The sequence below is a fragment of the Halomarinibacterium sedimenti genome (assembly GCF_019312585.1).
Taxonomy (GTDB): domain Bacteria; phylum Bacteroidota; class Bacteroidia; order Flavobacteriales; family Flavobacteriaceae; genus Halomarinibacterium; species Halomarinibacterium sedimenti.
On the sequence record NZ_JAHWDP010000003.1, the window covers coordinates 187,474 to 199,171 of the forward strand.

An 11,698-nucleotide genomic window follows, 5' to 3' on the forward strand; every position below is an offset into this window, starting at 1 on the left:
TACATATGACCGAACATTATGTCCCTTGGGTAGTTTTAATAGCCTACGTGCTATTTCTTCTCCTTTTAGATTTCTTTGTCTTACACAAAAAAGGGACAACTCCTACTTCCAAAAAAGCCTTATACGAAACTTTATTCTTTGTAGCTAATGCACTGCTCTTCTCAGGAGTGGTGTTTTGGTTTTTTAAGCAGGGATTAGTGGACAACCCAAACAACTACACTCCCACTAAAGCTTGGCTAAGCTATCTCACGGGATATATCATAGAACTTTCGTTAAGTGTGGATAACCTATTTGTAATTGCCGTTATTTTTACTTCCTTTAAAATTCCAAGTAAATACCAGCATAGACTTTTATTTCTAGGGATTTTGGGAGCATTGATATTTAGGGCTATCCTTATAAGTGTTGGTATTGTGCTTATTAACAAGTTTCATCAAATGAGTATCATTTTTGGATTATTCTTGTTATTTACAGCCTTCAAAATGCTCAAAAAAGAAGCCGAACACGAAGATCCCAAACAACCCAAAGGATTATCCAAGGTTTTTCGTTTTACCAAAATTATCGATGGAGATAAATTTGTTACCCAAATAGACGGTAAAAGAGTGTTTACGGCCCTATTTGGTGCTTTAGTTACCATAGAATTTACCGACTTACTCTTTGCACTTGATAGTATTCCCGCCATTTTTGCTGTCACCACAGATCCTTTTATAGTCTTTAGCTCCAACATTTTTGCCATCATGGGACTGCGCTCGCTGTACTTCTTCCTTGCCAATATGCTTGAGAAATTTAAATATTTAAAATACAGCGTGTTTGCTATTTTAATTTTTGTTTCCATTAAGCTTATGTCTGCAACCCTAGTGGAAATACCAGAATGGTTCTCCCTTACTTTTATCGTCCTTTCTTTGGCAGGAGGCGTGTATGTTTCTTTGCTGAATGCTAAAAAGGAAGACTAAGTCTGTCTATTTAAATAAAGCCAATATATTTTTAATTGGATATTCTCTTGAATCCAAGTTTGTATCTTTGAAATAACGTTACCGTATATCGAAGATAAAAAACTATTGATAGCTTAGCTATTTTGCCATATATCGACGACAAAATAAATTATATAACGAGTTGTACGGCATATAATCGGAACGAGGACAACCTTAAAACCATATATGTTTTCATTATTCATAAGAAATCTATTTTTTACAATTTTGCAACCTGGATTAGTAGCAGGATTGATACCATTTTGGATTACAGGTTTCAGGATTAATAACATATTTGTCAAAGTTTGGCAATTACATCATTATATAGGGACTATTGTTTTTCTGATTGGCTTTGTAATAATGATCTGGTGCATCATAAGTTTTGCCGTCAAAGGAAGAGGGACGCTTTCTCCTATAGACCCAACAAAGCGGTTAGTTGTGGCTGGACTTTACAAATTTTCACGTAACCCTATGTACGTTGGTGTGACATTAATATTGATTGGTGAATCAGCCTATTTTCAATCAGTTGAGTTATGGATTTACGCTCTCTTTGTCTTTATTACTTTCAATATTTTCGCAATACTTATTGAAGAGCCTCGATTGAGGAAGGATTTTGGAGAAGATTATAAAAGGTATTGTGAAAAAGTAAGGAGATGGATTTAATATTCTTGAATCCAAACGAATTACAAAAGACAAATACGACCGAACAACACCCGTATATAGCATATAAATTCCTTCAAAATTTCCCACAAAAAAACCCTCCAAAATGGGAGGGTTTTTATATCAATTAGTGTTTGTTCTAATTACTTAGCTTCTGCTACTACGTCAAAAGAAAAATCGGTTACCACATCTCTATGAAAACGAATTTTAGCATCGTATTTTCCAGTACGCTTAATTAAGCCACCAGCGATGATAATAAACTTTTTCTCGATTTCCACACCTTCTTTAGCTAGGGCAGCTGCAAGGTCTGCATTACTTACAGAACCAAACAATTTATCCCCTTCACCAGCTTTAGCAGCAATCTTAATTTCTAATCCGTTTAATTTATCCGCTTCTTTTTGAGCGTCATCGATCATTTTCTTTTCCTTGTGCGCACGTTGTTTTAACGTTTCTGCCAATACTTTTTTAGCAGAAGGAGTCGCTAATACAGCGTATCCCTGAGGAATAAGAAAGTTTCTTCCGTAGCCATTTTTTACAGATACTAAATCGTCTGCAAAACCTACATTTTCAACGTCTTTTTTTAATATTAGTTCCATGTTCTTTCTGCTTTTATTTTAATAAATCGGCAACGTATGGCATTAAAGCTAAGTGACGAGCTCTTTTTACAGCTACTGCCACTTTACGTTGATATTTAAGAGACGTTCCAGTTAATCTACGAGGAAGAATTTTTCCTTGCTCGTTTACAAATTTCAATAAGAAATCTGGATCTTTATAATCGATATACTTAATACCCGATTTTTTGAATCGACAGTATTTTTTAGTCTTTGAAGTTTCGATATTTAACGGAGTAAGATATCTTATCTCTCCGTCTTTCTTTCCTTTAGCTTGTTGTTCTATTGTAGACATATCTTAAGCAGTTTGTTTTTTATCACGGTTTCTTCTCTTCTCAGCCCAAGCAATTGCGTGCTTGTCTAACTTTACAGAAAGGAAACGCATAATACGTTCGTCTCTTTTAAACTCAACTTCTAAATCGTTGATTGCTTCACCTGGAGCGGTGTACTCAAAAAGGTGATAAAAACCACTTTTTTTGTGTTGAATTGGATACGCTAATTTTTTTAGCCCCCAATTTTCTTTGGATATCATCTTTGCACCTTTAGAAATAAGAAAATCTTCAAATTTCTTAACTGTTTCCTTTATCTGGTCTTCAGATAAAACGGGATTCAAGATGAAAACAGTTTCGTAATGATTCATAAATATAATTTTATTACTTCTTAGCACCTTGCCAAGAGCGTGCAAAAATACTACTTTATTTAGAATTAACAAACATCCATTTCATTATTAAAGTTTTTCCTACACAAATAGTTAAAACGCTAAATTTTAGCGTTGAACGAGGAAAAAAGTTGCAGTTCATCGATTTTTTGTATATCATTGTACTGAGCTAAACCTTACACCCATGGAAAAACCTATGTTAAAATGTGCTATTGTTGATGACTCAACATTGCAAAGACTTTCCATAGTAAAACTAATAGAGAATCACCCTTCCCTTGACCTAATTGCCGAGTACAATAATGCTATTGAGGCCAAAATGGGCCTAGCCTCTACCGAGATTGACCTTATTTTCTTGGATATTGAAATGCCCATCCTCTCGGGATTCGATTTACTAGATGACCTTACCAATAAACCACAAATTATTTTTGTTACAGGTAAAACAAAATACGCATTTAAAGCCTTTGATTACGATGCTGTGGATTATTTAAGAAAGCCTATCTCTAAAGAGCGTTTCTTGAATGCGGTTCATAAGGCGATTGTAAACTACAAAATGAAAAACGAGGAAGGCTTCGACGATGAAGACTTTATCTTCGTAAAAAGTAACCTTAAAAAGCGAAAAGTATTTCTGAATGAGCTACGCTATATTGAAGCCTTAGGAGATTACGTAAAGCTTGTTACAGAGCACGATGCGTTGGTAGTGTTATCCACTATGAAAGCTTTTGAAAATCTATTACCCAAAGAGCGTTTCTTACGTATTCACAAATCGTATATTGTGAACTTAGATAAAGTTGAAAAATACAATAGTAAAGTTATCGAGCTTGACAAGGAGCAACTTCCACTAAGTAGAAATCGTAAAGCCGAATTGGTAGAAGCATTGGCGGCTACGGCAAAGTAACCTAATAGTTATCTACATCTACTGTTAATTTCACCCTCGAAAATTCTTTTACAGCAAGAAACCGTTGTTGCGCTTTTAAAATATATCCTTTGGATCTAGAAAGAGAATTTTCTTTAGGGATTTTTACCAGAATATTGGTGATAAACTCATTGCGAATCCGTCCAACAGGCGGACTTACAGGCCCCAACACATGTTCTTTTAAAGGCATTTTTAACACTTCGGCAAACCATTTTGAGGCTTTATCCATGGTGCTAAAGTTCCTATGCTTAACGGTAATTTTAATAATCCGATAGTGCGGTGGATACTTAAACTGATAGCGTTCTTCGGTTTGTTCTTTGTACATTCCCTCATAGTCATTGGTACTTACCTGACGTAAAATTTGATGATACGGATTGTAACTCTGTATAATCACCTTGCCTCGTTTTTGCGTACGCCCTGCCCTTCCCGCTACTTGTTGCAAAAGCTGAAAACTGCGCTCATGGGCTCTAAAATCTGGGAAATTCAACAAATTATCGGCATTCATAACCCCCACCAAACTCACATCCCGAAAATCCAATCCTTTCGCAAGCATTTGCGTTCCTACTAAAATGTCAATGTCTTTATCCTCCATACGTTCAATAAGCTTGGCATAGGCATGTTTCCCTTTGGTGGTATCTTGATCCATTCTGGCTACGGAATGGTTTGGGAATAATTCTTTTAATTCTTCTTCAATCTGTTCGGTTCCAAAACCTTTACTATCGAGAGTTTCACTTCCACAAGCCAAACAAGAAATAAGCATTGCCATGCTATACCCACAATAATGACATCGCAATTGATCTTTGTGTTGGTGATAGGTCAAACTCACGTCGCAGTTTGGACATTGTGGTGAAACACCACAGGTGGTACACTCTACAATAGGCGAATACCCTCTTCTATTCTGAAACAAAATCACCTGCTCTTTGTTTTGAAGGGCTTCCTCCATTTCTTCCAAAAGGCGATCGCTAAAATGCCCTGACATTCTTTTCTTCTTCAGCTTATCACGAATATCGACCAATTCCATTTCGGGCATTAGTACATTTCCGAAACGTTCCTTTAATACTACTAATCCATATTTTCCATCTTTGGCATTGTAATAACTCTCCAAAGAAGGCGTAGCAGAACCCATGAGCACCTTAGCCTTGTGCAATTGTGCCAATACCAAAACCGTATCTCTTGCGTGATAACGGGGCGCTGGATTGTATTGCTTAAACGAAGGTTCGTGTTCCTCATCTACTATAACGAATCCTAAATTCTGAAAAGGTAAAAACAAAGCAGAACGCGCACCAATAACAATTTGTGCTTTTTGCTTTTGCTGAAGGGCTTGCTGCCAAACTTCTACCCGTTCGTTATTGGAATATTTACTGTGATACACCGCCACCTTTTTTCCAAAATAATGTTGAAGTCTGGATATAAGCTGCGTGGTTAAAGCAATCTCAGGCAGGATATACAAAATTTGCTTTCCCGTTTCAAGCATCTCTTCCATAAGTTTCACATAGATTTCTGTCTTTCCGCTGGAAGTGACACCGTGCAGGAGTGTAATGTCCGTCTCTTTAAAGGAAGCCTCTATTTCCTGAAAAGCCACCTGCTGTGCGGGACTTAACCCCTTTGCTTCAGAAGGTGCATCCCCAGTGTATTCCATACGATCTTTTTGAAGATAATATTCTTCTAAAATTCCTTTGTCAATCAATGTTTTAATCACCGAAGCGGTGCTATCTGCCTTCTTTTGAAGTAACACCGACTCTACATTCTTTTCTGTTGCCGAAAGCATAAAAAGAGTCATAAGGACATTGCGCTGTTTGGGTGCGCGAGATAATTCATCTAATAACTCCCGAAGCGAAGCTTCCTCATGAAAGGGTGCTTTTAATTTAAGATACCGCTTCAGTTTGGGTTTGTACTGTTCAAATAATTCTTCTTGAACCGTAACCACTCCTTTTTCAATTAAATTCTGAATCACCCCCACCACATGAGTCCTATCCAAAATATTCCGAATGTCATTGATATGTAAAGACGACTGATTTTGCAAGGCTTCAAACACCACAAATTCTTCATCGTTTAAGGTGCCTTCATCAAATTCTACATCTTTCCGAAGCGTGATAATGGTTTCACTTTCCAACAAAAAAGCGCTGGGCAACGCTGCGCGAATCACTTCACCTAAGGTGCACATATAATAGTTTGCCATCCATTCCCAATGCTTTAATTGGGTAGCCGTGATGATGGGAGTTTCGTCTAAAATCTGGTCAATTGATTTAGTTTCGTAAGTAGGTGGATCGTTTTGATGAATGGCATAGACAATTCCTGTGTAGATCTTCGATTTTCCGAAAGGCACCGCCACACGCATTCCAGGCTTAAGAAAGCCTGCTTCGTCTTTATTAACGTTATAGGTAAACGCTTGACGTAGCGGAATGGGTAAAATGACATCGATAAAATACACAGGCAAAAATTAAATACACTTTTCTTTTAAACGCTGTAGGGATATGTTCAATTCGAAGCCCAATAGCAACAGGTTCGAGTTAATCCAAATATACACCATCATAATCAACAACGCCCCAATCGAGCCATATAATTCGTTATATTGAGAGAAATTATTAATGTACACCCCAAAGAAATACGTGGTGAGTACAAAAAGGAGGGTTGTTACCAAGGCTCCAATGGAGAAAAAGCTGGTCTCGCGCCCTTCTTTTACACCAAAATGATACAAAGTGGCAACTACGATATAAAGCATCAATGCAAAGAGACCAAACTGAAGCACATTAATCCAGAATATCTCATTTTGAATGTACTCATCTGCCGTTAAAAAGTTGATGAAGTATTCCCCATAAAGAATAGCTCCTACCGTTATCAAGATAATTACCGCCAGAAAAATAGAGACCAAAAAGGAAATAAAATACTGTCTGAAAAATCCGCGGTTAATGGTCACGTAGAATGAATATTCAAAGGCGCTAAAAATAGCATTTACCCCATTTGCCGTTAAAAACATGGTTAAAAAGAAAGTTACAGAAAGCAAACTACTGCGGGGGTTTAGCGCAATATCTTCAATCACAGGATAAAAGAAATCTTGTGTTTGTGGCGGTAATAATTCCTGAATAAAAATTAAAAATCGCGCTTGGAAATTTTCAATTCGGATATACGGAATCACGTTTAGGATAAATAGCAAAAATGGAAAAATAGCCATAAAGAAACTATACGCTATAGAACTGGCACGCGAAGAGAAGGTCCCTTTAATAATTCCCAACGTATAGGTTTCTAACAAGTCGTAGAGAGAAAATCCACCAAATCCAGGAAGTTTGATAAGCTGCAACAACTTTACCACATTCCGTACAATGGGGATTTTATTAAGCTTTTCCTCTACTTCGGCACTCATTGAACGGCTTTTAAACTTAAGTCCATATTATACACCGAATGTGTCAACGCACCACTAGAAATATAGTTAACACCACACTCGGCGTATTTTCTAGCGGTTTCTAAAGTAATGCCTCCACTGGATTCGGTGAGGCACTTGTCGCCAATCATTGCAACGGCTTTTTTAGTGTCTTCGTAATTAAAGTTATCAATTAATATTCGGTACACGCCGTCACTTTCTAAGATTTCGGCAATTTCATCTAGACTTCTCGCCTCCACGATAATCTTTAAATTCAGTTTGTTTTTCTTTAAATATGCCTTTGTTTGAGCAATGGCTTTGGTAATTCCACCACAAAAATCAATATGATTGTCCTTTAGCATTATCATATCGTAAAGGGCAAATCGGTGGTTTTCCCCACCTCCTATTTTTACCGCCCATTTTTCCAATGCACGAATCCCTGGCGTGGTTTTTCTTGTGTCGAGGATTTGGGTATTGGTGCCTTCCAATAATTTTACATACTGATTGGTTTTGGTAGCAATGGCACTCATACGTTGCATCGCATTAAGTACAAGTCTTTCTGCTTTTAAAATAGACTGACTTAATCCCGACACATAAAACACTACATCGCCATATTTTACGGGCGTTCCGTCTTTTATTTTTACATCCACTTCCAAACCGTGGTCTACAAAATCGAATACCTGTTTCGCAAATTCTACTCCTGCAATGATTCCCTCGTCTTTTACTAATAATTTTGCAGTTCCCTCAGCTTCTTCAGAAATACAGGCCAGCGAACTATGGTCCCCACTCCCAACGTCCTCTCGAATTGCATTGGCGATGATGAGATCTATTTCTTTCTGAAATTGTTTTTTGGAAATCATGAGATGTACAATTTATGCGAAGTTACGAAAGAAGTACGATTTACTAAGTACAACAATTGAAGTTAAATTTAAATTCACAATACACACTTCTCAATACTCATTACTATCTTTGACACATGAAAATCACCTTACTCGCCATAGGTAAAACCGATAGCAAATACCTTCAAAACTTGATGGATGATTATACTAAGCGGCTATCGCATTATGTAAATTTTACTTTGGAAGTAATTCCCGATATTAAAAATGCGAAAAACTTGAGCGAGGCACAGCAAAAAGATGCAGAAGGCGAAGAAATTTTAAAACGAGTCCAACCCAGTGATGCCTTGGTACTATTGGACGAAAAAGGAAAACAACATAGTTCTGTAGCGTTTTCTAACTACTTACAAAAGCATATGAATAGCGGACTTAAAAACTTAGTTTTTGTCATTGGGGGACCTTATGGCTTTAGTGAAGCTGTATATGCCAAGGCACAGGGAAAACTCTCCCTCTCTGCTATGACCTTTAGCCACCAAATGGTACGTCTCTTTTTTATAGAGCAGCTCTATAGGGGGTTCACCATTTTACGGAATGAGCCGTATCATCATAAATAAAATATAAGGGTAGTTCGATGTCTTTTTATTTCGATTCTACATATTTTTTAAAATTCCCGAGTATCGCCTGCCAACCTGTACGTTGCAGTTCTTCAGTATTTATTTCCTCTGCATCAAAAGATTCGCTAATATGTATTTCATTTCCGCTTTGGGTGAAGTTGATGTCAACTTTTCGTCCGTCCCCCAATTGACAAGAAATGTGTTTTTTGTCAATGACTTTATCATAGATTCCGTCAAAGTCAAATCCCATACTTCCGTCTTTTGCTTCCATACGGTATGAGAATTTTCCATTTGGTTTTAAGTCATTTTCTGCTTTTGGACAGCACCACTCGTCTGATGCAAAATTCCAATGAATTATATGTTCAGGTTTTGTCCAATAGTCCCAAACTTTATTAATATCTCCTTTAATAGAGGTTTTAACCGTTATTTTTCCCACTTATTTTATTATTTAATTAATTACAGTTTCATTGCACCAACCAACCCATTTTATTCCGTTTTCATTATATATTTCATACCGTCATAAAAACTGGAATAGGGAACGTGCCCTGCATCTTCATAGGTCATATACTTAAATTCGACTCGCCCATTTAATTCAGAAGTTACCCTTTCGGAAAAATCAACTACGGATTGATGTATTTCTCCATTTGGGTCTAAGGGGTCTGACAAAGAATTTGCAACAAATAGTTTTTTACCTTGATAGTCGCTCTTATTCTTAAAGGCTTTGTCTGCAAGTGTATTGAAATACGCATCCATATCTGCAAACCAACCCGCACAATTCCCTATGTAATTATCAAACAAGGTTGGCTTTGCTAAAAACGCATACATTACAAATAAGCCGCTTAAAGACCTACCTCGAATAGTTTTCTGTCCATTGGTGCGATAGTTATTGTCTATATAGGGCACCAATTCCATTTCTAGGAAGGAAATAAAGTTTTCTGCTTGGGGATTTTCTACTACATAAGAGGGTCTACTCAAGGGCATCATATCTCTGTCGCGATCGGTGTTTGCAATGGCTACAATAATCATTTCCATACGCAGATTATACGTCACTAACCTTGCATCTATTAGGTTCGTTTCACTTCCGTCTAATAAATAAAGAACAGGATACGTTTTGTTAGAGGACTCATAGTCTTTGGGAAGCGAGACTATTAGTTGTCTGTTTTCATTTACCATTTTTGAGTGGATGCTGTCTCTAACCCCTATTTTTACATTCACATCTTGCGAAAAAACACCTCCAGAGGTTAAAAATCCTAAAAGGAAAAAGAATACAATGTAGTTTTTCATTTTGCTGTGATTCAAATTGCTGCTAACTGTAGGCAGGCTTTCATTATTTACAATTCTTATCTTTTAGTAATATAATAGGTTCTTGCATTTCCTTTTTTAAATTAGATAAATGCTGTTTTTGTCTAATCAGCATAGCTATATACACAATAAGATTGTCCTGAAACTTTAAGAATATTGGATTATTAGGGTCATTTGTCCAGTTGTTTATAGGTAAAAGAGCAATATGTTCTTTATCAAGCTCTTGCTTAAGATAATCAATATCTTGATATCCAAATTCACTCATTAATTCAAAATCACTCATTCTGTTAATAATGACATTCCTATTTTCATGCAGTAGATTTAAAATATTGTTTAAAAATGTACTATGCTGAATAAGTCTGTTTTTCAATTTTAAATCTGTTAACAGTTTTAACTGTCCCGAAGAGGTTAACTCTTCAAAAGCAATATTACTGGGAACAAAAACATCTTGTCTTAGAGCTACTACAAATTTATTCAGGATGATACTTCTGTTATTTGGTATTTTATTTATATCGGATATCAACTCTTTGCAGAGTATTATTTTTTTGGTTATCAGTTCAGAAGTTTCATCAATTAATTTTTCATTTAATTCCAAGTCTTCTAAAATTCTACAGTAATAATTGGCTTCAGTTATCCTATTCTTTCGATTTTCATTCCAATTATTAATCTGTAACGCAATTAAAATACCAATCACCACCAGCACAATTTCGCCTATTGCATAGAGTAAATATTTGCTGAATTTGTTCTCAGTTAGTAATCGCTGGCGTATGCGTCTAAAAAATTTTATCATTAGCAGTTAGTTTCTCTAAAGATATAATTTTATTTAATTGGATTTTCATAAGCCTCTCCTGAGCTTGTCGAAGGGTCAAAGGGTTGAAGGGTAGGTGAGAACTAGCAATGAATGATACGCATTGTTGTGCTTTCGTTATTTATTTCTTTCGTTATTGATAAGGCTGGTAATTTCTTGTATATCAACAAGTAGCTTTTCCAAATTGTATACGGTCTCTCGCTCTGTAAAATTCTTATACAGCATAGAAATTTCTATAGATCCAATTATTTTTGGCAAATTCTCCTGAATCCCAAGCGCTTCTCTTAATAAAGGATGATTTTTAATTCTATTTTGAAAATCTGGTTGAGAGCCTGTAATTCCTGCCATTTCCATCCTGTCGAAAAAATAGTCATTTCCATCATTATTGGTTTCTGTTGCGTAATCTTGATTCCGTTTAAAATCTGTAAGTTTCCTTCGTAACTCAGAAGGAATTAATTTAATTTCCCCTGTATTTTCAAGGGATGTAATGGTGCTGTTTTGGAAACGTATGGTAGTGACTGAAAAATCCAACTGATTTTGATTATTCATCACATCATCTAGTGTTAAATTAGGTGTTTTATAGGTTTTCAAATATGCTTGGTACAATAAAATGTTCGATTTATATTCTTTAATTACCTCATCAATGTAGTCTTTATCGGTTTTTAGATCCTCTAAAAGTTGAACGTAGTTGTTATCCTTAATGGCGTTTAGTTTTTTGTTTTCATTCCAAGTATTAATTTGCAACGCGATTAAAATTCCAATCACCACCAAGATAATTTCTCCTACAGCATATTTTAAATACTTTCCTGTCCTCCCTTGAGAAAGTAAGTTTTTACGGATGTTTCTAAAAAATTTTATCACAAGGAGTTGGTTTCCCTAAAGATATTATTTTTAATTGATTTTATGAGGTAAAAAAACTCCGCTAGGTTTTGAAATGGGAAGAATGAATCAATGAATTATACACACTATTATG

14 protein-coding genes are annotated in these 11,698 nt (G+C 36.0%); 4 read left to right on the forward strand and 10 right to left on the reverse strand.

Annotation, left to right across the window (positions count from 1 at the left end; genetic code table 11):
• The first annotated feature begins 5 nt into the window (after positions 1-5).
• Both KXJ69_RS08005 and KXJ69_RS08010 read left to right on the forward strand, forming a co-directional pair.
• Positions 6-950, forward strand: a complete 945-nt coding sequence (locus tag KXJ69_RS08005; protein ID WP_219052484.1) for a TerC/Alx family metal homeostasis membrane protein — start codon at positions 6-8, stop codon at positions 948-950.
• 204 nt (positions 951-1,154) lie between these two features.
• Positions 1,155-1,628 (forward strand): methyltransferase family protein, encoded by a 474-nt coding sequence (locus KXJ69_RS08010; protein ID WP_219052485.1) that lies wholly within the window; start codon positions 1,155-1,157, stop codon positions 1,626-1,628.
• Positions 1,629-1,768: 140 nt separating this feature from the next.
• Here the strand turns inward: KXJ69_RS08010 and rplI are convergent, their stop codons facing one another.
• Genes rplI through rpsF form a run of 3 tightly spaced genes read right to left on the reverse strand, consistent with a single transcriptional unit; the run spans position 1,769 to position 2,876 of the window.
• On the reverse strand, positions 1,769-2,221 hold the full coding sequence (gene rplI / locus KXJ69_RS08015; protein WP_219052486.1) for a 50S ribosomal protein L9: 453 nt from the start codon (positions 2,219-2,221) through the stop codon (positions 1,769-1,771).
• A 13-nt stretch (positions 2,222-2,234) separates the two neighbouring features.
• Positions 2,235-2,531, reverse strand: a complete 297-nt coding sequence (rpsR, locus tag KXJ69_RS08020) for a 30S ribosomal protein S18 (RefSeq protein WP_219052487.1) — start codon at positions 2,529-2,531, stop codon at positions 2,235-2,237.
• Positions 2,532-2,534: 3 nt separating this feature from the next.
• Positions 2,535-2,876 (reverse strand): 30S ribosomal protein S6, encoded by a 342-nt coding sequence (rpsF, locus tag KXJ69_RS08025; RefSeq protein ID WP_219052488.1) that lies wholly within the window; start codon positions 2,874-2,876, stop codon positions 2,535-2,537.
• A 202-nt stretch (positions 2,877-3,078) separates the two neighbouring features.
• Between rpsF and KXJ69_RS08030 the strand changes: the two genes are divergently transcribed.
• Complete coding sequence (locus KXJ69_RS08030; protein ID WP_219052489.1) at positions 3,079-3,789, forward strand: LytR/AlgR family response regulator transcription factor; 711 nt, start codon at positions 3,079-3,081, stop codon at positions 3,787-3,789.
• Position 3,790: 1 nt separating this feature from the next.
• Here the strand turns inward: KXJ69_RS08030 and priA are convergent, their stop codons facing one another.
• The 3 genes from priA to nadC are packed head-to-tail and all read right to left on the reverse strand — an operon-like array spanning position 3,791 to position 8,025.
• Positions 3,791-6,238, reverse strand: coding sequence for a replication restart helicase PriA (gene priA / locus KXJ69_RS08035; protein WP_308701035.1), 2,448 nt, complete (start codon positions 6,236-6,238; stop codon positions 3,791-3,793).
• Positions 6,239-6,247: 9 nt separating this feature from the next.
• Entirely contained in the window at positions 6,248-7,168 is a 921-nt protein-coding gene (locus tag KXJ69_RS08040) for a YihY/virulence factor BrkB family protein (protein WP_219052491.1), read from the reverse strand.
• Positions 7,165-8,025 carry a carboxylating nicotinate-nucleotide diphosphorylase gene (gene nadC, locus KXJ69_RS08045; protein WP_219052492.1) on the reverse strand — a complete coding sequence of 287 codons (861 nt, stop codon included), beginning with the start codon at positions 8,023-8,025 and terminating at the stop codon, positions 7,165-7,167. Before nadC ends, KXJ69_RS08040 begins: the two co-directional genes overlap by 4 nt.
• Before the next feature lie 116 nt (positions 8,026-8,141).
• On the opposite strand from nadC, the gene rlmH reads away from it, so the two are divergent.
• A complete protein-coding gene (gene rlmH / locus KXJ69_RS08050) occupies positions 8,142-8,615 on the forward strand; it encodes a 23S rRNA (pseudouridine(1915)-N(3))-methyltransferase RlmH (protein WP_219052493.1) in 474 nt (157 codons plus the stop codon).
• Between the two features lie 25 nt (positions 8,616-8,640).
• Here the strand turns inward: rlmH and KXJ69_RS08055 are convergent, their stop codons facing one another.
• The 4 genes from KXJ69_RS08055 to KXJ69_RS08070 all read right to left on the reverse strand — a co-directional run bounded on the left by KXJ69_RS08055 (position 8,641) and on the right by KXJ69_RS08070 (position 11,586).
• Positions 8,641-9,051 carry an SRPBCC family protein gene (locus KXJ69_RS08055; protein ID WP_219052494.1) on the reverse strand — a complete coding sequence of 137 codons (411 nt, stop codon included), beginning with the start codon at positions 9,049-9,051 and terminating at the stop codon, positions 8,641-8,643.
• 50 nt (positions 9,052-9,101) lie between these two features.
• Positions 9,102-9,899 carry an alpha/beta hydrolase gene (locus tag KXJ69_RS08060; protein ID WP_219052495.1) on the reverse strand — a complete coding sequence of 266 codons (798 nt, stop codon included), beginning with the start codon at positions 9,897-9,899 and terminating at the stop codon, positions 9,102-9,104.
• Between the two features lie 43 nt (positions 9,900-9,942).
• Positions 9,943-10,707 (reverse strand): DUF6090 family protein, encoded by a 765-nt coding sequence (locus KXJ69_RS08065; RefSeq protein WP_219052496.1) that lies wholly within the window; start codon positions 10,705-10,707, stop codon positions 9,943-9,945.
• A gap of 135 nt (positions 10,708-10,842) precedes the next feature.
• Positions 10,843-11,586 carry a DUF6090 family protein gene (locus KXJ69_RS08070; RefSeq protein ID WP_219052497.1) on the reverse strand — a complete coding sequence of 248 codons (744 nt, stop codon included), beginning with the start codon at positions 11,584-11,586 and terminating at the stop codon, positions 10,843-10,845.
• Positions 11,587-11,698 lie beyond the last annotated feature (112 nt).

Coding starts and splice junctions, on each gene's coding strand:
- KXJ69_RS08030 (WP_219052489.1), top strand. CDS start 3,079: ATGGAAAAACCTATGTTAAAATGTGCTATTGTTGATGACTCAACATTG.
- KXJ69_RS08010 (WP_219052485.1), top strand. CDS start 1,155: ATGTTTTCATTATTCATAAGAAATCTATTTTTTACAATTTTGCAACCT.
- rpsR (WP_219052487.1), bottom strand. CDS start 2,531: ATGTCTACAATAGAACAACAAGCTAAAGGAAAGAAAGACGGAGAGATA.
- KXJ69_RS08040 (WP_219052491.1), bottom strand. CDS start 7,168: ATGAGTGCCGAAGTAGAGGAAAAGCTTAATAAAATCCCCATTGTACGG.
- KXJ69_RS08060 (WP_219052495.1), bottom strand. CDS start 9,899: ATGAAAAACTACATTGTATTCTTTTTCCTTTTAGGATTTTTAACCTCT.
- rpsF (WP_219052488.1), bottom strand. CDS start 2,876: ATGAATCATTACGAAACTGTTTTCATCTTGAATCCCGTTTTATCTGAA.
- KXJ69_RS08005 (WP_219052484.1), top strand. CDS start 6: ATGACCGAACATTATGTCCCTTGGGTAGTTTTAATAGCCTACGTGCTA.
- rlmH (WP_219052493.1), top strand. CDS start 8,142: ATGAAAATCACCTTACTCGCCATAGGTAAAACCGATAGCAAATACCTT.
- rplI (WP_219052486.1), bottom strand. CDS start 2,221: ATGGAACTAATATTAAAAAAAGACGTTGAAAATGTAGGTTTTGCAGAC.
- KXJ69_RS08065 (WP_219052496.1), bottom strand. CDS start 10,707: ATGATAAAATTTTTTAGACGCATACGCCAGCGATTACTAACTGAGAAC.
- nadC (WP_219052492.1), bottom strand. CDS start 8,025: ATGATTTCCAAAAAACAATTTCAGAAAGAAATAGATCTCATCATCGCC.